This window comes from Abyssibius alkaniclasticus, from assembly GCF_020447305.1.
Taxonomy (GTDB): domain Bacteria; phylum Pseudomonadota; class Alphaproteobacteria; order Rhodobacterales; family Rhodobacteraceae; genus Abyssibius; species Abyssibius alkaniclasticus.
Genome location: NZ_CP095732.1, coordinates 826818 through 846624, shown reverse-complemented (window position 1 = coordinate 846624; position 19807 = coordinate 826818). Strand labels below are relative to the sequence as shown.

Annotated in this window: 20 protein-coding genes and 1 tRNA gene; 9 read left to right on the top strand and 12 right to left on the bottom strand. The window is 62.3% G+C overall.

Annotated features, from left to right (window positions below):
• The first annotated feature begins 4 nt into the window (after positions 1–4).
• Entirely contained in the window at positions 5–601 is a 597-nt protein-coding gene (locus LGT41_RS04380; RefSeq protein WP_274128858.1) for a glutathione S-transferase family protein, read from the top strand.
• On the opposite strand, the gene aroQ is transcribed toward LGT41_RS04380, so the two are convergent.
• Genes aroQ through LGT41_RS04345 form a run of 7 tightly spaced genes read right to left on the bottom strand, consistent with a single transcriptional unit; the run spans position 598 to position 5687 of the window.
• Entirely contained in the window at positions 598–1035 is a 438-nt protein-coding gene (gene aroQ, locus LGT41_RS04375) for a type II 3-dehydroquinate dehydratase (RefSeq protein ID WP_274128856.1), read from the bottom strand. The two genes, LGT41_RS04380 and aroQ, sit on opposite strands and share 4 nt — an antisense overlap.
• 28 nt (positions 1036–1063) lie before the next feature.
• On the bottom strand, positions 1064–1414 hold the full coding sequence (locus LGT41_RS04370; protein ID WP_274128855.1) for a RidA family protein: 351 nt from the start codon (positions 1412–1414) through the stop codon (positions 1064–1066).
• Positions 1411–2529 (bottom strand): NAD(P)/FAD-dependent oxidoreductase, encoded by a 1119-nt coding sequence (locus LGT41_RS04365; RefSeq protein WP_274128854.1) that lies wholly within the window; start codon positions 2527–2529, stop codon positions 1411–1413. Before LGT41_RS04365 ends, LGT41_RS04370 begins: the two co-directional genes overlap by 4 nt.
• A complete protein-coding gene (locus tag LGT41_RS04360; RefSeq protein ID WP_274128853.1) occupies positions 2526–3545 on the bottom strand; it encodes a histone deacetylase family protein in 1020 nt (339 codons plus the stop codon). The genes LGT41_RS04365 and LGT41_RS04360 overlap by 4 nt, the downstream gene beginning before the upstream one ends.
• Positions 3542–4021 (bottom strand): GNAT family N-acetyltransferase, encoded by a 480-nt coding sequence (locus LGT41_RS04355; protein ID WP_274128852.1) that lies wholly within the window; start codon positions 4019–4021, stop codon positions 3542–3544. The genes LGT41_RS04360 and LGT41_RS04355 overlap by 4 nt, the downstream gene beginning before the upstream one ends.
• Positions 4018–4944 carry a 3,5-dioxohexanoate:acetyl-CoA acetone transferase gene (kce, locus tag LGT41_RS04350; RefSeq protein WP_274128851.1) on the bottom strand — a complete coding sequence of 309 codons (927 nt, stop codon included), beginning with the start codon at positions 4942–4944 and terminating at the stop codon, positions 4018–4020. The genes LGT41_RS04355 and kce overlap by 4 nt, the downstream gene beginning before the upstream one ends.
• 14 nt (positions 4945–4958) lie before the next feature.
• A complete protein-coding gene (locus tag LGT41_RS04345; RefSeq protein WP_274128849.1) occupies positions 4959–5687 on the bottom strand; it encodes a sulfotransferase family 2 domain-containing protein in 729 nt (242 codons plus the stop codon).
• Between the two features lie 130 nt (positions 5688–5817).
• Here LGT41_RS04345 and LGT41_RS04340 point away from each other — a divergent pair, with 130 nt between their 5' ends.
• The 4 genes from LGT41_RS04340 (at position 5818) to LGT41_RS04325 (ending at position 11428) form a co-directional block, all read left to right on the top strand.
• Positions 5818–7107: a UDP-glucose dehydrogenase family protein gene (locus tag LGT41_RS04340; protein WP_274128847.1), complete on the top strand. Its 1290-nt coding sequence runs from the start codon at positions 5818–5820 to the stop codon at positions 7105–7107.
• A gap of 86 nt (positions 7108–7193) precedes the next feature.
• Positions 7194–9251 carry a caspase family protein gene (locus LGT41_RS04335; protein ID WP_274128846.1) on the top strand — a complete coding sequence of 686 codons (2058 nt, stop codon included), beginning with the start codon at positions 7194–7196 and terminating at the stop codon, positions 9249–9251.
• 12 nt (positions 9252–9263) lie between these two features.
• A complete protein-coding gene (locus tag LGT41_RS04330; RefSeq protein ID WP_274128844.1) occupies positions 9264–10559 on the top strand; it encodes a tetratricopeptide repeat protein in 1296 nt (431 codons plus the stop codon).
• Entirely contained in the window at positions 10556–11428 is an 873-nt protein-coding gene (locus tag LGT41_RS04325) for a hypothetical protein (protein ID WP_274128843.1), read from the top strand. Before LGT41_RS04330 ends, LGT41_RS04325 begins: the two co-directional genes overlap by 4 nt.
• 14 nt (positions 11429–11442) lie before the next feature.
• Here the strand turns inward: LGT41_RS04325 and LGT41_RS04320 are convergent, their stop codons facing one another.
• The 3 genes from LGT41_RS04320 to LGT41_RS04310 all read right to left on the bottom strand — a co-directional run bounded on the left by LGT41_RS04320 (position 11443) and on the right by LGT41_RS04310 (position 12985).
• Complete coding sequence (locus tag LGT41_RS04320; RefSeq protein WP_274128842.1) at positions 11443–12081, bottom strand: hypothetical protein; 639 nt, start codon at positions 12079–12081, stop codon at positions 11443–11445.
• A 22-nt stretch (positions 12082–12103) separates the two neighbouring features.
• Complete coding sequence (locus LGT41_RS04315; protein ID WP_274128840.1) at positions 12104–12427, bottom strand: hypothetical protein; 324 nt, start codon at positions 12425–12427, stop codon at positions 12104–12106.
• A gap of 90 nt (positions 12428–12517) precedes the next feature.
• Positions 12518–12985: a hypothetical protein gene (locus tag LGT41_RS04310; RefSeq protein ID WP_274128839.1), complete on the bottom strand. Its 468-nt coding sequence runs from the start codon at positions 12983–12985 to the stop codon at positions 12518–12520.
• Between the two features lie 89 nt (positions 12986–13074).
• Between LGT41_RS04310 and LGT41_RS04305 the strand changes: the two genes are divergently transcribed.
• Together LGT41_RS04305 and LGT41_RS04300 are read left to right on the top strand one after the other, a co-directional pair.
• Positions 13075–15252 carry a hypothetical protein gene (locus tag LGT41_RS04305; RefSeq protein WP_274128838.1) on the top strand — a complete coding sequence of 726 codons (2178 nt, stop codon included), beginning with the start codon at positions 13075–13077 and terminating at the stop codon, positions 15250–15252.
• Entirely contained in the window at positions 15249–16451 is a 1203-nt protein-coding gene (locus tag LGT41_RS04300) for a twitch domain-containing radical SAM protein (protein WP_274128836.1), read from the top strand. The genes LGT41_RS04305 and LGT41_RS04300 overlap by 4 nt, the downstream gene beginning before the upstream one ends.
• Before the next feature lie 19 nt (positions 16452–16470).
• On the opposite strand, the gene LGT41_RS04295 is transcribed toward LGT41_RS04300, so the two are convergent.
• A complete protein-coding gene (locus LGT41_RS04295; RefSeq protein WP_274128835.1) occupies positions 16471–17106 on the bottom strand; it encodes a glutathione S-transferase in 636 nt (211 codons plus the stop codon).
• Between the two features lie 21 nt (positions 17107–17127).
• Positions 17128–18015: a YihY/virulence factor BrkB family protein gene (locus LGT41_RS04290; RefSeq protein ID WP_274128833.1), complete on the bottom strand. Its 888-nt coding sequence runs from the start codon at positions 18013–18015 to the stop codon at positions 17128–17130.
• Positions 18016–18185: 170 nt separating this feature from the next.
• Between LGT41_RS04290 and LGT41_RS04285 the strand changes: the two genes are divergently transcribed.
• Positions 18186–19592, top strand: coding sequence for a mechanosensitive ion channel family protein (locus LGT41_RS04285; protein WP_274128832.1), 1407 nt, complete (start codon positions 18186–18188; stop codon positions 19590–19592).
• Positions 19593–19691: 99 nt separating this feature from the next.
• Positions 19692–19767: transfer RNA gene (locus LGT41_RS04280), tRNA-Thr, on the top strand.
• Positions 19768–19807 lie beyond the last annotated feature (40 nt).

Sequence of the window (19807 nt, the reverse complement as noted above, 5' to 3'; positions counted from 1 at the left end):
CCCCATGTATCAGGTTATCGGCCATCCGCGTTCGCGCACCATGCGCGTGCTTTGGATGCTTGAAGAGCTGAACCAGCCCTATGAGCTGGTCGCCCATAGACCCGGTTCCGAGGAAGCGCGCGCCATCAACCCGTCGGGCAAGGTGCCGGTGCTGCTGGTCGATGGTGTGGCCATTGCCGATTCCGTGGCCATCATGCAGTTTCTGGCCGACCGCCATAACGCGCTGACCTTCCCGGCTGGCAGCGTCGAGCGTGGCCAGCAAGACAGTTTCACGCAATTCGCCTGTGACGAGGTCGATGGCCCGCTCTGGACGGCGGGCAAGCACAGTTTTGCCTTGCCCGAAAAGCTGCGCGTGCCGGAAATCAAACCCACCGCCAAGGCCGAATTCGCCCATGCAATGCGCATACTTTCCACCCGTCTGGGCGAGAATGAATTCGTGATGGGCGCGAAAATCACCGTGCCCGATATTCTGCTGGGCCATTGCGCCGGCTGGGCGGTGAACGCGAAGTTCGACCTGCCCGAAGGCAATGTCGGCGCATATTTTACCCGTCTGCGCGCCCGCCCCGCATTGCGCCGCGCGATGGAAGCCGCAGCGGCCTAGGCCAGCCGCGCCACCAGCTTTTCCAGCGCCATCGCATAGCCCCTGGTGCCCTGTCCGATGATCACCTCATCGGCCCGCGCCGATACATAGGAATGGTGGCGGAACGCCTCGCGCGCATGGATATCCGAGATATGCACCTCGATCACCGGGCCATCAAAGGCATAAAGCGCGTCGAGAATGGCAATGGATGTATGCGAATAGGCGGCGGGGTTGATGATGATGCCACGCGCATCCTGCCGCGCCTCTTGAATCCAGTCGACAAGCTGGCCCTCATGGTTGGATTGCAGCGCGCGGAGCGCAAACCCAGCCGCTTGCGCCTGCACTGCCAGCCGCGCGGCGATTTCCTCCAGCGTATCGGCGCCGTAAAGCTCGGGCTGGCGCTGGCCAAGCAGGTTCAGGTTCGGGCCGTTCAAAAGGTAGATTTTGCCTGTCATGCGGCCCTCACCAGATTCTGTTGCGCTGCTATGCAGCCTGCGCGGCGATGATGATGATTTCAACCCGATAATCCGGCGTTGCCAGCGCGCTTTCGCCCGTGGCGCGGGCCGGCGCATGGCCTGCGGGCACCCAGGCATCCCATTCGGCATTCATCGCGGCGAAATCATCCATGCTGGCCAGCCAGATCGTCGCCTGCAAAATATGCTCTTTGGACGAGCCTGCCTCGGCCAGCAGCGCATCGATCCCTGCCAGAATCGTGCGGGTCTGCTGGGCGACATCCTCACCGGGCTTGCCCACCTGGCCTGCCAGATAAACCGTGCCGTTATGGATGACTGCCTGGCTCATCCTTGCGCCGGTTTTGATACGTTCAATGTTCATGTGTCTGCTCCTTTTCGGGTTGAAAAACGGTTGGGCGACAGGGCATTGACCACCCAATCGGCCAAAACGGGGGTGCGCCCGATGCACAGATCGGCGGTAAGCTGCGCCATTGCGGGCGCGGTTTGCACGCCATAGCCGCCCTGGCCGACCAGCCAGAAAAACCCCTTCGCATTGGCATCAAACCCTGCAACAAGCGTGCGGTCGGGCACAAAGCTGCGCAAGCCCGCCCAGCTGCGTTCCACCCGGCTGACCCGCATGGTCACATCCTGCTCAAAGCGGTCCAGCCCTTCGGCCAGCACCATGTCATCGGGCCATGCGTCATGCGGCGCGACCGGGTCTTCCTCGGCGGGCGAGACCATAAGCCTGCCGCCCATCGGTTTGGCATACCAGGCATCATCCACCCTGCCAAAAAGCGGCCAGGCGGCAATGTTTTCACCATCCGGTGCGGGCAAAATCGCCGCAGAGCGGCGCATCGGCACCAGCCCGACCGGGGCCAGCCCGGCCATTTGCGCCACAATGTCACCCCAGGCCCCGGCGGCATTGATGACCACCGGCGCGCTGTAGCTGCCAGCCTTGCATGTCACGGTCCAATCCTGCCCGCGCTCAACCGCCAGAACCTCGGCCCCGGTAACAACCTGCCCGCCATGCGCCCTAAGCAGGCGGGCAAAGCCGTTCAGCAGCAAATCAACGTCAATATCCCGCGCCTCGGCCTCGTAAACCGCGCCGGCAATCCGCTCGGGGCGCAGAATGGGCGCAAGCTCTATGGCCTGCTGCGCGCTGAGCGCCTCCATCCCGGTCGCACCGGCCTGCATTGCGGCAAGCTCCGGCAGGCGCGCCTCATCGGCAAAGATCAGAAATCCGCGCGGGGTCAGCAGCGGGTGGTCGGCCAGCCCATCGGGTTCGGCCAGAAGCGGGCCGCTTGCCGCGTTGATCGCCCGCAATGTGGCATTGCCGTAATTGGCAATGAATATCGCCGCCGAACGCGCGGTGGAATGCGCACCGATGCCTGGCTCGCGCTCCAGCACCACAACCCTGGCGCCCGCCTCGGCGCAGCGCGCAGCGGCGCTGATACCGGCGATACCGCCGCCGATGACAAGAATATCCGCCCTGGTCATGCTGCCTGAAACCCCGTCAGGAAACTGGTGAGATTCCTGCCCAGATCCTCGGACAGATAGCCGCCCTCCTGCACCAAAAGCGTGGGCAGGCGCAGTGCTGCGATGGTTGCGGCGATTTCGGCAAAACCCCCGGTGGTAATGGCAAATCCCTTGAACGGGTCAGCCTCATGCGCATCAAGCCCCAGCGCCACGACAAGCGTATCGGCCCCAAAGGCGGCAATCCGCTCCAGCGCCTTGCCAAGGGTGCGCAAATAGGCGGCATTATCAGTGCCGCGCGGCAGCGGCAGGTTGAGGTTATGGCCAAGCCCGTCACCCGCGCCACGCTCATGCGCATGGCCCCAGAAGAAGGGGTAGAAGCGGGCAGGGTCGGCATGAAGCGAGACGGTCAGCACCGAAGGGTCGCGCCAGAAAATACCCTGCGTGCCGTTGCCGTGATGCACATCGACATCCAGAATTGCCACGCGCTTGCCCTGGGCGGCAAGGCGGCGCGCAGCTATCGCGGCATTGTTCAAAAAGCAAAACCCCCCCGCCATATCGCCAAAGGCATGGTGGCCGGGCGGTCGGCACAGCGCATAGGCGACGCGGTTTTCAGCCAGCGCATCGGCCCCGGCAATGGCGCATTGGGCAGACAGATAGGCCGCCGCCCAGGTGTGTTCGCCAATCGGGCAGGCCGTGTCGGCCTGATGATAGCCCGACTGGCCGGTGGCTGAAAGCGGGTAGCTGTCGGTGCGGTTGGCGGGGTGGATATTGGGAATAACCTCGGCCCCCGCCCCGTCAATCCGCTGCCAGCGGGCATAGATATTCTGCAAAAACGTAATGTATTCCGGGCTATGCACGGCGGCAATCGGGCCAAGCCCGGCATCGGGTGGTGCGCCAAATTCGCAGCCCGCCGCCAGCGCGCCAGCCTGCAGAACATCCAGCCGCGCAGGGGCTTCGGGGCTGGGTTGAATGCGGCCATTGGCCATGAAATGCTGCGGGTCATGCGCGGCCTGGCGGGTGTCGACAAAGGCTTTCATCCGGCATCTCCCAATGCGCGCAAGGCGGCACCCGACAGGCGCAGCGCGTGTTCATCTGCCAGAACCTCAAAGCCGAGCTTGCGGTAAAAGGCAAGGGCTGCTGCATTGTCCCGATAGGCGGCGAGCTTGATGAAGCCCCCATTCCAGGTTGCCGCAGCATCCGCCTGCACAGCCGCCAGAAGCTGCACGCCAAGCCCTTGGCCACGCACGGTTTTATGGCTCCACAGGTCCGACACATAGCAGCCTGCCGTGCCGAGCAGGGTTGAAAACATGGGCGCATAATAGGCCAGCCCGACAAGCGCCGCGCCGTGATAGGCAAGCTGCGCGCGCACAATAGGATGCGGGCCGAACAGCGCGTTTTTCACCTGGGCCGCGCTTGCATTGAAGGCATCGCCAAGATCGGCGGCAAGCGATTGCAGGCCCAGCATCACGTCCTCCAGATCCTCTGCTTTGGCAGGGCGGATATGGACGCTCATAGCGCCACCGCTGCGCAGCCCTTCAGGCCAAGCCGGGCGCGGGCTTCATCGGCCGAGGCCAGCTCGCGCCCGCTTTCGGTTACAATGTAACGCATTTTTGCGACCAATTCGGCGTTGTTGCGCGCCAAAACGCCCTTTTCAAGCATCAGATTGTCTTCCAGACCCACGCGCACATTGCCGCCCATCTTAACCGCCTGTTCACCCATCAGCATTTGCTGGCGGCCCGCGGCCAGCACCGAAAATTCGTAACCTTCGCCAAAAAGCCGGTCGGCTGTGGCCTTCATGTGAAGCAGATTTTCGGGCACCGCCGCCATGCCGCCCAGCACGCCGAACACGAACTGGATGAACAGCTTGCCCTGCACCAGACCCCGGGCAACGAAATGCGCCAGCATATCCAGATGGGAAATATCGTAGCACTCAAACTCGAATCGCGCGCCGCGCTTCTGGCCCATTTCCGCCAGAATATACGCAATGTCGCGCGGGGTGTTCTTGAAGACCAGATCGTCGGAGTTTTCCAGAAACGGCTTTTCCCAGTCAAACCGCCAATCGGTGATTTTTGCGGCCATCGGGTAGAGCGCGAAATTCATGCTGCCCAAGTTGAGCGAACACATTTCCGGCGCAATCGCCAGCGGTGCGGCCAGCCGCTGCTGAATGCTCATCACGGCCGAGCCGCCGGTTGTCATGTTGATCACCGCATCGCAGCCCGTGGCGATCTGCGGCAAGAACCCCCGCCAATGTGCAAGGCTGGCAGAGGGGCGGCCATTGGCCGGGTCGCGCGCGTGCAGGTGCAAAATCGCGGCCCCCTGGCGCGCGGCATCAACCGCCTGCCTGGCAATATCATCCGCCGCGAAGGGCAGGTAGGGCGACATGCTGGGCGTATGGATCGAGCCGGTTATGGCGCAGCTAAGAATGACATTCTGCATGGTGTTCGCTTTGTTCAGGCGTAATCCAGCGCCAGATAATCATCGGCGAAACGCGTGCGCAAAAAGGCACGGTCATCATCGCTGACATCGGCAAGCGGCTGGCGGTAGAATTTCGGGCGGTTCTCAACGGGCAGCATGAAGCGCGTGCCGATCTTGTCCCATAGGGCGGGCAGATCGCGCAAAAGCGCCTCGTATTTGATGACTTTATCAACCATCAGCGTGCCGGACTGGTTTTGCAGCGCATCGATCTGCAACTGAAAGCCGCTGTCGCTTTCCAGCTCTTTGCTGCGAATAAAGTCGCTGAAATTCGGGCTCAGATAGTAGGCGCGCGTGGCGGGCCAGTCGAGAAACTTCAAATTCGGGGTCATCTCCAGCTGTTCCTGGCGCGCCGCGATCACCAGATCATCATGCTGCAAGCCCAAGGACTGGCCCTTGTAGCGGAAAAACTCGGCAATGTAGTTGTAAAGCGAAACGGAGCGCGCCACGGGGTCGCGCACAATGGCAAAGCTGAAATAGTCTTTCACCAGCGCCGCGCCGCACTGATCGATGATCTGCTGGATGCCGCCATGTTTTGTCAGCCCGAAATGGGTTTCATAGGCGGGGGCAACCGCATCGCCAAACTGCGAGCCGCCGATCACAAGATCGTTCCAGGCCAGATGCGGCTGCAACGCCACTTTCAGCGCGGTGCCCGCCGCCTTGTGGATATGCACAAAGATGAATTTGCGGCTGTTGGAGATGATCATCGCGCGCCTTGGCTGTTTTGCGCCAGACTAGCCGCGCCCTGCCTGCGGGTCAAACGGCAAGCATCGCTTTGGGGTTGACGGCGCGAAGCGCATTTCACAGGCTTCGCCACGGGTTTCGGAAGGGGCGCATATGCGACTTGCGGTATACGGCTGCGGCTATGTCGGTCTGGTTACGGCCGCCGCATGTGCCAGACTCGGCCACAGGGTCAGCGCGGTTGAAACCAACCCCGCGCGCTTGGCCCTGCTGCAAGGCGGCACATGCCCGCTGCACGAGCCGGGGCTCGATGCGCTGCTGCATGAAACGATGGCCAGCGGCGCGCTGGATTTTGGCGCCACGCCGGTGTCGGCAGAGCTTGCCATTCTGGCGGTCGGCACCCCGGCCCTGGCCGACGGCGCCGCCGATTTGCGCCAGCTTCATGCGGCGCTGGATGCGCTGGCCGGGCTTGCGCGCCTGCCCGATGCCATCATGGTCCGCTCGACCGTGCCGGTGGGCACAACCGCTGCGCTGGCGGCACGGCTGCGCGCAAGGCGGCCCGACTGGCAGGGCGTGGCACTGTTCAACCCCGAATTCATGCGCCAGGGCTCGGCGCTGCACGATTTTCTTGCGCCCGAACGCGTGGTCATTGGCGCGGATGAGGCGGCGGGGGCCGCGCTGGGCCGGGCGGTTTACGCCCCTATGGCCCTGCCCGAAAACCGCCTGCAAATATGCAGCAGCGCCAGTGCGGAACTGATGAAATATGCCGCCAACACCCTGCTGGCCACGCGGCTGGCTCTGGTCAATGAAATTGCCGGGCTGGCGCGGTTCACGGGCGCCGATATCGATGCGGTGATGCAGGGCGTCGGCCTTGACAGCCGCATCGGGCCGCAGTTTCTGCGCGCCGGGCCGGGGATTGGCGGGTCATGCTTTCCCAAGGATATTCGCGCGCTTGCCCGGCAGGGGCGCGCGGCCGGGCAGAATATGGGCATCGTCGATGCGGTGATCGCCTCCAACGAAGCGCATATGGCGCGGATGGCGGCGCTGGTTGTTGCGCATTGCGCCGGCAATGTGCAGGGCCAGCGCATTGCGGTTCTGGGGGTCACCTTCAAGGCGGGCACCGATGATCTGCGCAACAGCCCGGCGCTGGTGATCCTTCCGGCCCTGCAAGCGGCCGGGGCGGATGTGGTCGCCTATGACCCGATGGCCGCGGACGCGGCGCGCAGCGCCTTGCCGGGGGTGGGCTGGGCGGATGGGGCCGAGGCCGCCGCGCGCGGCGCCGATGCGCTGGTCATCCTGACCGAATGGCCGGATTTCGCAAGGCTTGATCTGGCGCTTCTGGCCGGGCTGATGCGCCATCCAAGGCTGGTCGATCTGCGCAATCTGCTGAACCCGGCCACGGCACGGGCTGCCGGGTTTGACTATGTTTCGCTGGGGCGGCCCTGATAAATCTCGATTTTTTTCAGGCAACGCGCTAGGCTGGGCGCTGGTCAAATTCGCATTTTCATTGATTCGATTGAAGGTAAATCGCCATGCTCCGCCTCTCATTCATGCGTGCAATCACACTGTTCATTGCCCTGATTCTGGGCACAGCCAGCCAGGCGCAAAGCCGCTGGGCGGTGATTGTCGGAAATTCGGTATATGATGACCCCGGAATCGTGACGCTGCCCAATACGGTGAACGATGCCCGCGCAATGGCCGGGGCGCTTTCATCGATGGGGTTTTCGATTTACCTGCTGGAAGATGCGACCCGCGCCGATGTCGCCGCCACCTTTGCCGAGATTGCGGCCAATGAGCAGGGCGCCGAGCTTGGCCTGTTTTTCTATGCCGGCCACGGGGTTCAGCATGAAGGCATCAACTATCTGCTGCCCGCCGATATCCGCCCGACCTCGCGCAGCTTCTTGCAGGAACAGGCCTTTGCGCTGCCCACGCTTATCGACCAGCTGGCGCAGTTGCAGGCCGACAAGCTGGTGATCGTGCTGGATGCCTGCCGCAATTCACCCTTTGGCGAAGGTCAGGCTTCGGGGGTGGGGCTGGCTTTGACCGAGGCGCCGCCAAATACGATAATTTCCTACGCCACCTCGCCCGGCGCTGTTGCGCTTGACGGGGCCGGTGCAAACAGCCCGTTCACCGCCGCGCTGGCCAGCACGCTGGAAGGCCCGCGCCAGGATTTTCGCGATGTCCTGCGCCTGGTGCGCGCCAAGGTGCGCCGCGCCACGAATGGCGAACAGACCCCGTGGTATATTGACAATGCGACCGAGGAAATCTGGCTCGACCCGAACCCGGCGATTGTGCTTGACGCCGAAACCCAGGCCGCGGTTACCGGCAATATCAACCTTGCCTCGGTGACATGGAACACCATTCGCTCCAGCGCCGACCAGACCGATTTTCAGCTTTTCGTAGAGCTTTTTCCCGAAGACCAGCTTGCGCCCGTGGCCAGCCGCCAGTTGCAATTGCTCGAGGAATCCGGTGTCGAGCCGCTGGGCGCCATCGAGATTGCCACCGATGACACCGCGCAGATTGTGCCGGGCGGGCTGACGCAGCTGATAACCCAATGCGATATTCTGGCAACGCCGGACAATGACCCCTATGCGCTTGTTGAAGGTGTGCCGCATGATCTGGTCAATACCCGCGCCGCCATTCGTGCCTGTATTCAGGCGCTGGAGGATGACCCGGGCAATGCCCGCATTACCGGGCTTTTGGCCCGCGCGCTCAGCATTGCGGGGCGCGACGAAGAGGCGCTGTTCTTCTTCCAGCTTGCCGCCGATCGGGGCTATGCCACCGCCTATGGCGACCTTGCCGAAGCCTATCGCATTGGCCGTGGCGTGGAAATAGATGAAGCCCGCGCCGCCGAATATCTGCGCCTTGGCGCGCTGGCGGGCATGGGCAATCTGCGCGTGGCGCTGGGCGAGTTTTACCGCGAAGGCTGGGGCGTGCCGCAAAGCTATGCCGAAGCGCGCCGCTGGTTCGAGGTGGCCGCGCAGAACGGGCAGGTCAATGCCGTCACCGCACTTGGCGATATTTACCGCCGCGGGCAGGGCGTTGAGGCCGATGAGGGCCGCGCGCTGGGCTTTTATCTGAGCGCCGCCGCCAACGGCCAGTCAGATGCGATGAACAATGTCGGGCTTGCCTATTTGCGGGGCGAGGGGGTTACGCGCAACTACCCGCAGGCGATTTACTGGCTGACCCGCGCCACGGATGAGGGCAACCCCTATGCGCCCTTGCAGCTTGGCCGCATGTTCATGAAGGGCTGGGGGGTTGATGCCGATGGCCGCCAGGCGCTGGCCTATTTCCGCCTGTCGGCCCAACGCAACTTTGTGAATGCCTATGAGTTCATCGGCGATATGCTGGCCGGGTTTGAAGGGGTCGAGGAAGACCTGCCCGCCGCTTACGCCAATTACATGATCGCCTATGAGGGCGGCTTGCTGCGCGACACAAGCGGTTCGCGCCAGGTGGCCGAGTCGGCCGCCGAAAAGATGGCCGCGCTCGAGGCGCGCATGAGCGCCGCACAGCTTGAAGCCGGGCGCGCCACGGCCGAAGCCTGGATCGCCGAATACGGCGTTCTGGATTTCAACCTCGTCAACCGTTAGGGCCGCGAATTTATGGCGCTTGTGCGTGATCTGCCGATTGTCTTCATGTCGATCGACGAGCCCTGGGCCGATGACTACTGGGCCGATCTGCTGGCCAAAGCCCCCTGGGCCAAGCGCGTGCATGGTGTGATCGGGTTGGATGCCTGCCACAAGGCGGCGCTGAAAGCGGGCGGCGGCGCGCAGGTGATAACCGTTGATGCCGACACTCTGGTGCGCCCGTCCTTCTTCGAGCTTGATGTGCCGGATGCGTTCATCCGCCCGAATTGCCGCGTGGAATGGCCCAGCCGGAATGTGGTCAACGGGCAGGTCTATGGCAATGGCAGCCTGAAATGCTGGCCCGGCAAGATGATCCGCGAAATGCGCACGCACGAGCTTTCGCCAAAGGGAGAGGTGTCTATCGACCATGCGATCGGGGCGCATATGGCGGCGGGCAAGGGTAGCCCGCGCGTGCATGTGCCCGAGGTGCATTCCGATGTGAACCCGGCACTGACCCCTTACCACGCCTTCCGCTGCGGCTTTCGCGAAGGGGTGCGCCTGTCGCTTGGCGGCGGGGGTGGCGTGCATCATCGGCTGGATTTGCGCAGCCTGCCCGACCGGCAGATCCGCCGGCTGGTCGCCTGTTGCAGTGTTGGGGCCGATTGCGAAAACGGGCTGTGGCTGATGTATGGCACCCGGCTTGGCGTGTTCATGACCCAGGCAAGCGACTGGGATTTCACCACTATCAACTCTTACCCGTGGTTTGACAGATTCTGGGCCGACCTGATCGCGCGGCGCTTTTCCAAGGGCGGCGCCACCTGCCGCTATACCGGCTTTCGCTGGTCGCCCGATGAGCTGGCCGAGGAATGCGCCGCCCTTGGCGCGCAGCTTGCCACGCATTTCGGCATTGAAGTGTTTGACTTATCCGCCGCCGAAAGCCGCATGTTCAAGGAAACCGGGCCCGAGCCGATGGATTGGTGGATGTCGGACAGCTTTGGCTATATGTATCTGAAAGGCCACGGCATTGCCGCCGACCACGCCCGCGCACGCCGCCTGTTCGATGTGGGCGTGCTGAACGAGGTGGCCGCCTCATTCAACAATCTTGGCCGCATGGCCGAGCATGGGCAGAATGGCGGGGTGGATACCGAAGCCGCGCTGGCGCTCTATGAACAGGCGGTTTTGCGCGGCGACCGTTTTGCCCCGCATCATATGGCCAACCTGCTGCGCGCGCTGTCACCCGATGACCAGTTCGAGAATATGCGCGCCGACACGCTGGACTGGCTGGCGGTCGAACGCGGGTTCGACCCCCTGTCGCTGGCTGATGCCGAATGAAGCCCCTGGCCAGGTTTGAAGCCCTTGCGCTGATGCCGCCCAACCCGCCACGCGGCTATGGCTTTCGTCTGCGTCAGGCCCTGCCGCGCGCCCATCTGGTGCCTTCATCCAGCCGCAATGCGCAATTGGCGGCGCTAAAGGCGATGGAGGGGGCCTATGTTGTGATGATGCCGCCCGATGTGCTGCCAAAACCCGAATTCGGGCAGGTCGAGCCGGATGCCGTGCTGCTGCGGGCGGGCTATCGCATTGGCTGGCTTGCGCGCAACGCTGTTACCGGCGCGCTTGCCGCCAGCCCCGGCCCGCAGCTTTGGCAGAGGCGCGACCTGATCGCCTTTATTGGCGAAGAAATGCCCAAGGCCGGCCTGCCGCCCAGCGCCACGATGCCGCTATGCCAGTGCGACTGGGCATTCAACTATGCCTCGCGCCCGGCGTTTCTGGCCGGGTTTGACCACGTGCTTGCGCTGCTGAAACAGGGCGCGCCCAAGGTTGCACTGACAATTGCCGCCAGCTATGGCAGCGATCAGCCCTATGCCGATTGGTGGCATCTGGGTGCGCTTGTCGCCATGCTAGGCAGCCAAAACGCGGATCAGGAATTGGGCCGCGAGAAATTTGCATTGGCCGGCGGGCGCAAGATGCAGGACCGCCTGCACGACCTTACCCGGCGGGCAAATGCGGCTTTGGGCCTGGAAATTGTGCGCCTGTCACGCCAGAACGCCGCCTTCTTCCGCCAGAACCGCTTTGCCATTGCCGATCTGGGCCATTACCACGCGCTGGCCGAAATTTATGCGCCGCTGGGGGCCGCCGGGGCGATTTCAGCCGAAAACTGGCGCGAAGCGGCGCGCTGGGCCTGGGGGCGTTCGGCTAGCTAAATAGCGCAAAACTGCTAACTTTGCCTGATTATAGCGCGGGTTGCGCGCGCTGAACCACAGATCACACCACGCGAAAACTTGGCGCGACTTGCCCCGTCAAACGTCAAGGTTTCATTGTAGATAACGGCATTGTCGTTGAGCTGGACCGTTCGGATTGTAGCACTATGCTGTTCCGCTATTGTTGCAAAGATTGCACCGCCTTGTGTCGCGTCAGCGCGAATCAAGATTGTCACATCGCTCATGCTTGAAAACTCACGGCGAACAAAAGTCGAGCCCCCACGAGCGCCCGGCACTTCGATAATGGAGACGGGCGCATTGGCCGCATAAATTGCGACGCTGCCCAATGGACCGGATTGCAACGCTCCGCAGGAAACCAGGTTTGTTTTATTGCTACGGGCTACAATCCGCCCTGCGGATACATCTGCTTCAACAATCTGAAAGTCCTGAGCGCGCAGATTGCGCACGGCTGTATTGAAAGCCTGTGTGTAGCTACCCTCAAGCGAAATCAGTTGACCATTCTCTGGCGTTTTTCGCCCCTCCTCGTAATAGGTTGAAAGATCTCGCATTTGATCATCAACCATACGAAAATCACAGCCAGCCACGGCGACTGCAATTAGCATGAAAGACGTAATCCGTAGTGAGGTTCTTTTCATGACCAATTCCCGAGATTGCGCTTTAATATGGCGTCTCTGCGACGATGGGCGGAACAAGATTCGGCGGCGCGCTCAGCTGTTCAACCGGACGAACATAGGGCGTTGTTCCAGGCCCAATCTCACCACTTGCAATAAGCACGCGAATGGCTTCCTCTATATGGGCACCGTTTGGATACATGCGCAGATATTCGCGCATCGCCGCTGCTGTGCCAATCGAGGCGGCATAGGTCCAGGCCTGGTTATCGGGGTTGCCCTGCGCCTGCGTCTGGCTGAGCTGCGAGCCGGTAAACAGCGTCAGCAAGAACGCCCGCAAGACCATTGCCCATGCTGAAATTTTCTTGGCCATGACTGCCCCCGATTGCCCCGTCAGGGCTTCAATCGGGCGATATTACCATCTATTTCGCGCATTTAATATATAGCGACAAAAATTTTTCGGCTACGCCCTGGGCTGCGCGGCCTTAAATGCGGCAAACATATCAACGGAGCGGTCGCCAAAAGGCAGCACCTGCACCGGCTCCCATTTGCGCAGCAAAATCGCCAGCCGGTCTTGCAGATAGAGATAGGGGTCATGCGGGTTGGGCAGGCTGGCAAGCCTGTCAATTGCAGGCAGATATTCGGCAATACAATCCGGGTGCTGGAAAATTTCTATATCCTGCCGGTCGGTCACGATCACAATGCCATGATCGTTTTCCGCCGCGATCTTGCGCAAGGCCAGCAGCGCGGTTTCCACCTCTGCCGGGGTTTGGCCGAACATCAGGGCAACCACCATGCGGCGACTGTTCAGCGGGGGTGCTTCGGCTGGCGTGGCGGAAGTGCTGGCGGGGGCGCTGGCCGGGATGTTGGCTGCGCGCGCCGCGCGGGCGGCCTCCAATGCGGCGGCAAATCTCTTGCCAAGTGCTGTCATGTGGCGCGGCCCCGGTTTGGTGTTTGGTCCTGATGGATTTCTGGCATAATATTGCAACAGGATGGCGCGACACATGGCCCGGGGCAAGTATGCATTTTGACATTATCGCGGTTGGTGATCTGCGCTTTCCCGGCGGTAGCTCGACCGCTTTGGCAGGCGAGCTGGCAGCACTTGCCAATGCGGGCTATCGTGTGGCGCTTATGGCGATGGCGGGCGAGGTGCTGCGCTATCCGCACCCGGTTCACCCCGAAATTCGCGCGCTGCTTGATGCGGGCAAGGCTTGGCTGGTGCCGCCCGATACCGCGGTCGAGGCGCGGCTTTGCCTTTTGCACCACCCGCAGGTTTTTACGCGCTGGCCGCAGACCCCGCCGCGCATCAAGGCCGGGCGAACCCTTCTTGTCGCCCATCATCCGCTGATGGATGCGACCGGCACCCCCTATTACGACTGGGCGCAGATCGATACGGTCACCACCGCGTTGTTTGGCGATGTTGAATGGGCGCCGGTCGGCCCAAAGGTGCGTGCGCAGTTTGCCCGCGCCGCCAATGCCCCCAAACTTCATGCGCAAGACTGGCTGAATGTGGTGGATTGCGATACCTGGGCGCTGCCGCGCGCGGGCTTCATGGGGGCAAGGCCGCGCATTGGCCGCCATTCGCGCCCCGATCCGATGAAATGGCCGCAGGACCGTGAAAGCTTTCTGGCCGCCTATCCCGATGATCCGCGCATTGATGTGCGGCTTATGGGCTGGGGGCCGGAGCTGGAGGCGATTGTGGGCCGGCTGCCGCGCAACTGGCAGGTTTCGCCCTTCAACGCCCAAAGCCCGCGCGCCTTTCTGGCGCAGGTCGATATGTTCGTCTACCACCACCATCCGCATTGGGTCGAGGCCTATGGCCGCTCGATTCTGGAGGCGATGGCCAGCGGTGCCGTGCCGGTTCTGGCCCCGCATTTCCGCCCGCTTTTTGGCGATGGCGCGGTTTACTGCACGCCGGATGCCGTGCGCGATACGGTGTTGGACCTGCATTCCAGCCCGCCGCGCTTTTTGGCCCAGGCCGAGCGCAGCACCGCCTGGGCGCGCGAATTTGGCGACATAAAGCTGCTGGTTGCGCGCGTCAAAAACCTGATCGGCCCGCCAAAAGGCCGGCAGGTGGCGGCACCGCAGCGGCCAGGCCGCGCGCCAAAGGTGATGTTCTTTACCTCAAACGGGGTGGGCATGGGGCATCTGACCCGCTCGCTGGCACTGGCACGGCGGCTGCCCGAACGGGTTGAACCCGTATTCCTGACTCTGTCCAAAGCCTTTGGCCTTGCGGCGCGCGACGGGATTCACGCCGAATATCTGCCCTATCACAAATCCATCGGGATGCCGTTCGAGGAGTGGAACATCCATCTGGAACGCGAGGTGCAGGCGGCGCTGACCTTTCACCGGCCCGATGTTTTCATGTTCGACGGCAATGTGCCCTATGGCGGAATGCTCGCGGCCCTGTCACGGCACGCGAATCTGTGGAAAGTCTGGATGCGGCGCGGCTTTTGGGCCCCCGGCACGGGCGAGGAGACGATTGGCCGCGAAGCAGCGTTTGACGCGGTGATCGAACCACAGGACATTGCGCAAAGCTGGGACAGGGGCATAACCACCAGGCACCGCGCCAAAACCTTTGCCGTGCCGCCGGTGCGCTATCTGAAGGATGAGGAGCTTCTCAGCCGCGCCGAGGCACGCGCCGCGCTGGGCCTGCCGGATGACGGTCTGGCTGTGCTGGTGCAGCTTGGCGCGGGCAATAATTTTGACATGTCGCGCGTCCGCGCCCATGTGCTGAACCGGCTGGCCGCAACCGATGGCCTGCATGTGGTTCTTGCCGATTGGCTGATCGCCGAGAAAACGCAAGATCTGCCCGCCGGTGTCACGCGCTTGCAGGAATTTCCGCTGCCGCGGCTGTTTGCGGGGTTTGACTGTTCGATCAGCGCGGTCGGCTATAACTCTTACCACGACCTTCTGGCCGCGGGCCTGCCCAGCCTGTTCATTCCCAACGAGGCGGGCGAGCAGGATGAGCAGGCCCGGCGCGCGCAATATGCCGCCATCAACGGCATGGCGCTTCATGCGTCGAGCTTTGACATTCATGCGGTGGATGACGGGTTGTCGGCATTGCTGGATGAGACGGCCCGCGCCGATATGCGCGCCGCTTGTGCGCGGCTTGGCAATGAAAACGGCGCGGAAATTGCCGCGCGCTACATTGCCGATCTGGCCTATACCCGCCGCCAGCACGAGGCGGTGGCATGAGTGACAGCAGCCCCAAACGCCCGCTTTGCGCCGCCCCCTTCGGGTCGATTTCGGTCAACGCGTCCGGGCAGGTGCGGCCCTGTTGTCTGTATGAGGGCGACCTTGGCAAGCTGCGCGATGGCGATATGGAAAGCCATTGGAACGGCAAACCCTTTGCCGAGCTTCGCGCCGCAATGGAGCGCGGCGAAAAGATAAAGGCCTGCTGGAAATGCTGGTCGGCCGAAGATGCCGGGCTGAACAGTTTGCGCATGGATTTCAACCGCAATTTTGCCGATATTCTGGAAGACGGGCAACGCCCGAAAAACCCCGTGCATCTGGACCTGCGTTATTCAAACCTGTGCAATTTTCGCTGCCGAAGCTGCCATCACGGCGCATCGTCGCGCTGGTTTGCCGATGCCAGGGCGCTGGGGATCAACCTGGGCGATACGCCGCTGCTTTCGGCGTTTTCCTCGGCTCAGGACGGGCTGGCGCAGTTCCAAAAAATCGGCAACGAGGTGCGCACGCTCTATTTTGCCGGTGGCGAGCCGCTGCTCGAACGCCAGAATGCCGACATGCTGCAATGGCTGATCGATGAGGGCCGCACCGATATCAACCTAGCCTATAACAGCAATCTTTCGGTGCTGGAGGTGGAAAAAACCCCGCTTCTGCCGCTGTGGAACCGGTTCAAGAGTGTCAGCATCGAGGCGAGCGTTGATGCCGCCCATGCGGCCGGTGCCCTTGTGCGCAGCGGGTTTGACTGGGCGCAATTCGTCGCCAATATCGCGCAATTGCGCAAGGCCTGCCCGCATGTCAGGCTGACGGCCGGGGTCACGGTTTCGGCGCTCAACCTTGCGCGGCTGGCAGAGCTGTTTGTGGCGCTTGAACGTGATTGCGGCATCAGCCATGACAAGGTGAAGTTCCACGCATTGCAACTGCCCGCCTTTTACGATGTGACGATCCTGCCCGCCGATCTGCGCGAAAAGGCGGCGGTGGATCTGGCAGCACTTGGGCGCGACCATGCCGCGCGCCATACCGGCAGCGTGATGCCCGCGCGGTTTCGCAAGTTCATCGCGCGGCTGGAGCCTGAATCCATCGGCTATTGGCCTGCGCATATCGACTATCTGCGCCGCGAATTCCGCAAGATGACCAAAAAGCTCGACGCATTGCGCGGCGAGGATACGGCCAGTGTCTTGCCGGAGCTGGCCGGGCTGCTGGCATAGACCGACTTTCGAGATTTGATCAGCCGCCAAACCATAGCGGGGCGGCACCCGGCCGCCAGGGAGCATATTTTGGCATGATCCGCGCAAAGGCATCGCTTGCCATGAAGCGGTTCAGATAGGCGTGCAAACCGGGCCAGGGCTGCGCCGCAAACCAGGCGCGGTCGATATGGGCGAATTGGCGCAAGAAGGGCAGGACAGCCAGATCGGCCATCGTGTCGCGCGCGCCAAACAATGCGGGCTTTCCTTGCAACCGCGCATTCAGATCATCCAGCACGGCTGCGGCCTTGGCACGTTCGGCGCGCGGGTCAAGATCGGGGTAGCGCACGGCATATTTGGTGTGGTCGAGCGCCGCCTTGAACGGGCCGTCATTGCGCGCAATCAACTGCCAGCCCTCGTCGGGCATGTCCAGCAGGCGCTGCGGGTCGCGCTGCTTCAGCGCCCAGACCATGATATCGAGGCTTTCATCCAGCACCTTGTCTCCCAGCCGCAAGGCCGGCACGGTGGCGCTTGGCGAGGTGTTTAGAAAGGCCTGCGGCTTGTCGCGCAGCACGATCTCGCGCAGTTCGACCTTCAGGCCCGCACCAAGAACGGCAAGCCGCGCGCGCATCGCATAGGGGCAGCGCCGGAAGCTCCAGAATATGGGGTGGTTGCACATTCCAAAGCCTTGCCAGCGAAGTCAGCTGCCGTCAACATCTGCGGTGGTCTGGAGGGCTGAACGCTCCAACTCGGCATTCAGGAGCGCGCCCAGCAGAACGATATAGGCGCTGATATAGAACCAGAACAGCAGCCCGACAATGGCCCCGAGCGAGCCGTAAACCTCGTTGAAACTGCCGAAATTCCGCAAATAGGTCGACAGGGCGAATGACCCGGCCGCCCAGACGACCAGCGCCAGAACCGCGCCCGGCGTAACAAAGCCCGGCTTTGCCGCGCGCCGGTTGGGCCCGAAGCGATAGAGCAGCCCAATGCCGAAAAACACCGCCACCAGCAAGACCAGCCATTTGGCGGTGGTGATGGTCATTTCCAGCCCGACCGGAATTTGCACATAGGCCAGAATTGCCGGAATGACCACCACGGCGGCAAAGGCCAGAAGGGCGATGAGGATCAGCAAAAAGGTCAGCCCCAGCGCCATTGCATAGCGTTTGAGCGCGGTATGATGGTCTGCGCGATAGATGACATTGAGCCCGCGAATGACCGTCGCAACCGCGTTGCGCGCTGTCCAGATGGCCAGCAGAATCGACAGGATACTGGCCAGTTGCAATGTCGAATTATTGGCGGCAATCAGGGCCGAAACCTGATCGTTCAGCAGCTTGAACGCATCATCGGGCAACAATTGGCGGGCCAGTTCCAACTGGTCTTGCATGACCAGCGGATCGGCCACAAAGCCCCAGATGCCGATGGTTGCGGCCAGCGCCGGAAAAATGGACAGCATCGCATAAAAGGCGACACCCGCCGCCAAGGGCCCCAGGTTGAACCGGTCTGCCGCCGCCATGACCCGGCGCAAAACCCGCCACCAGACCCTGGGGCTGACCTGCGGCTTGCGCCTTTTATGCTGCGATCTGTTCACGCGACGATGTCCTTGCACTGCCTGACGGCAGTTTGTGGGGTTGGCGCCATTATCACCACAAGCGCGGCGATGGCCACCAGCAAAGCAAAAACACTTCGGGCCCGCACAGCCCTGTGGTGACACCGCGCCAGCGTTTGGGCATAGTGGCGCAAAACAACGGGACGGTCTGAATGCCTATTCGCTTCTCTTTTCATAGCCTTGTCATGGTGGCCGCTGCGCTTTTGACACTTGTCGCCACACCGCTTGTTGCACAGGATGCCCCTGCCGAACCCGATGCCGAGATCACCGCATCCGATCAGAATGTCACGGTCGATCCGATTGCACCGGATCTGCGCATCGGCGCGCGCATCGCCGATATTCTGGCGGCGACCGGCTGGTATGATGCGCTGGATGTGCGGGTTGAAAACGGCATTGTCTTTCTGAATGGCACAGCGGGCAGCGAGGCGCAGAAGGCCTGGGCGCGCGATCTGGCCAATAAAACCGACGGGGTTGTCGCCGTTGTCAACCAGATCGAAATTGCCGCCGAGATTGACTGGAATTTCGACCCCGCCGTGAAGGAACTGCGCCGCCTGGTGGAAAGCAGCGCCGCGGCCCTGCCGGTTTTGCTGCTGGCCCTGGTCGTTCTGCCACTGGCCTGGTATATTGCCCATCTGGTGGCGCGGCTCATGCGCTGGGTTTTCGCGCGGCGGATCAGTTCGCCGTTTTTGCGCAGCATCGTGGCGCGGGCCATATCATTCCCGGTATTTCTGATCGGGCTTTACATTGTTTTGCAGGTGGCGGGGCTTACGCAGCTTGCACTGTCGCTGGTTGGCGGTGCCGGTATTCTGGGTATCGTCATCGGTTTTGCCTTTCGCGACATTGCCGAAAACTTCCTTGCCAGCCTGCTGCTGAGCGTGCAGCGCCCCTTCAAGCGCGGCGATTTCATCAAGGTCGATGGCCAGCAGGGCGTGGTGAAAAGCATGACCACCCGCAGCACCCTGTTGATATCGGTCGAGGGCAACCACATTCAAATTCCCAATGCGACGATTTTCAAAAGCACGATCGAGAATTTCACGGCCGATGCCCAGCGCCGGGGCGATTTCGTGATTGGGGTGGGTTATGATGCGGTGATTTCCGATGTGCAGCAGATCATCCTTGCGGTGTTGCAAGACCATCAGGCGGTGCTGAACGACCCGCCCCCGATGGCGCTGATCGACAATCTGGGTGCCTCGACGGTGAATATGCGGGTCTATTACTGGTTTGACGGGCACGCCTACTCATCGCTCAAGATCAAATCGGCGCTGTTGCGGATGATCATGGGCGCCTTGAGCGAAGCCGGCGTCTCAATGCCCGACGAGGCGCGCGAAGTGATCTTCCCGCAAGGGGTGCCGTTTATCAAGATGGATGAAGCCGCGCCCGGCGCCGCCCCGCCAACCGCCCCGTCAACTGCCTCGCCAACCGCCCCGGCAAAACCCGCCGCGCCAATGCTTTCAGAGGCGGAACAAGACCTGACCGCCGAAACCCAGGATATCGAAAGCCAGACCGTGCTGGACAAGCAGGATGCAAGCGAAGACCTGCTTGGCAATGGCGGAGCTTAGCAGGCCGGCGTGCAATGCCCCGGCAAGGCCCGGCCACCAGACCGCATCGGATTCCGCCTTGCACGGTGTGCGCGAAGCGTATAAACGAACAGCCGCAAAGCCCCAATAGCTCAGCCGGTAGAGCAACTGTTTCGTAAATAGTAGGTCGGCGGTTCGAATCCGTCTTGGGGCACCATTTTCCTGATACCGCACTGCCCGATATTGGCCCGATCTTG

Excerpts from the sequence above, each read along its gene's own strand:
- LGT41_RS04380 (WP_274128858.1), top strand. The coding sequence starts at position 5 with ATGTATCAGGTTATCGGCCATCCGCGTTCGCGCACCATGCGCGTGCTT.
- aroQ (WP_274128856.1), bottom strand. The coding sequence starts at position 1,035 with ATGACAGGCAAAATCTACCTTTTGAACGGCCCGAACCTGAACCTGCTT.
- LGT41_RS04370 (WP_274128855.1), bottom strand. The coding sequence starts at position 1,414 with ATGAACATTGAACGTATCAAAACCGGCGCAAGGATGAGCCAGGCAGTC.
- LGT41_RS04365 (WP_274128854.1), bottom strand. The coding sequence starts at position 2,529 with ATGACCAGGGCGGATATTCTTGTCATCGGCGGCGGTATCGCCGGTATC.
- LGT41_RS04360 (WP_274128853.1), bottom strand. The coding sequence starts at position 3,545 with ATGAAAGCCTTTGTCGACACCCGCCAGGCCGCGCATGACCCGCAGCAT.
- LGT41_RS04355 (WP_274128852.1), bottom strand. The coding sequence starts at position 4,021 with ATGAGCGTCCATATCCGCCCTGCCAAAGCAGAGGATCTGGAGGACGTG.
- kce (WP_274128851.1), bottom strand. The coding sequence starts at position 4,944 with ATGCAGAATGTCATTCTTAGCTGCGCCATAACCGGCTCGATCCATACG.
- LGT41_RS04345 (WP_274128849.1), bottom strand. The coding sequence starts at position 5,687 with ATGATCATCTCCAACAGCCGCAAATTCATCTTTGTGCATATCCACAAG.
- LGT41_RS04340 (WP_274128847.1), top strand. The coding sequence starts at position 5,818 with ATGCGACTTGCGGTATACGGCTGCGGCTATGTCGGTCTGGTTACGGCC.
- LGT41_RS04335 (WP_274128846.1), top strand. The coding sequence starts at position 7,194 with ATGCTCCGCCTCTCATTCATGCGTGCAATCACACTGTTCATTGCCCTG.
- LGT41_RS04330 (WP_274128844.1), top strand. The coding sequence starts at position 9,264 with ATGGCGCTTGTGCGTGATCTGCCGATTGTCTTCATGTCGATCGACGAG.
- LGT41_RS04325 (WP_274128843.1), top strand. The coding sequence starts at position 10,556 with ATGAAGCCCCTGGCCAGGTTTGAAGCCCTTGCGCTGATGCCGCCCAAC.
- LGT41_RS04320 (WP_274128842.1), bottom strand. The coding sequence starts at position 12,081 with ATGAAAAGAACCTCACTACGGATTACGTCTTTCATGCTAATTGCAGTC.
- LGT41_RS04315 (WP_274128840.1), bottom strand. The coding sequence starts at position 12,427 with ATGGCCAAGAAAATTTCAGCATGGGCAATGGTCTTGCGGGCGTTCTTG.
- LGT41_RS04310 (WP_274128839.1), bottom strand. The coding sequence starts at position 12,985 with ATGACAGCACTTGGCAAGAGATTTGCCGCCGCATTGGAGGCCGCCCGC.
- LGT41_RS04305 (WP_274128838.1), top strand. The coding sequence starts at position 13,075 with ATGCATTTTGACATTATCGCGGTTGGTGATCTGCGCTTTCCCGGCGGT.
- LGT41_RS04300 (WP_274128836.1), top strand. The coding sequence starts at position 15,249 with ATGAGTGACAGCAGCCCCAAACGCCCGCTTTGCGCCGCCCCCTTCGGG.
- LGT41_RS04295 (WP_274128835.1), bottom strand. The coding sequence starts at position 17,106 with ATGTGCAACCACCCCATATTCTGGAGCTTCCGGCGCTGCCCCTATGCG.
- LGT41_RS04285 (WP_274128832.1), top strand. The coding sequence starts at position 18,186 with ATGCCTATTCGCTTCTCTTTTCATAGCCTTGTCATGGTGGCCGCTGCG.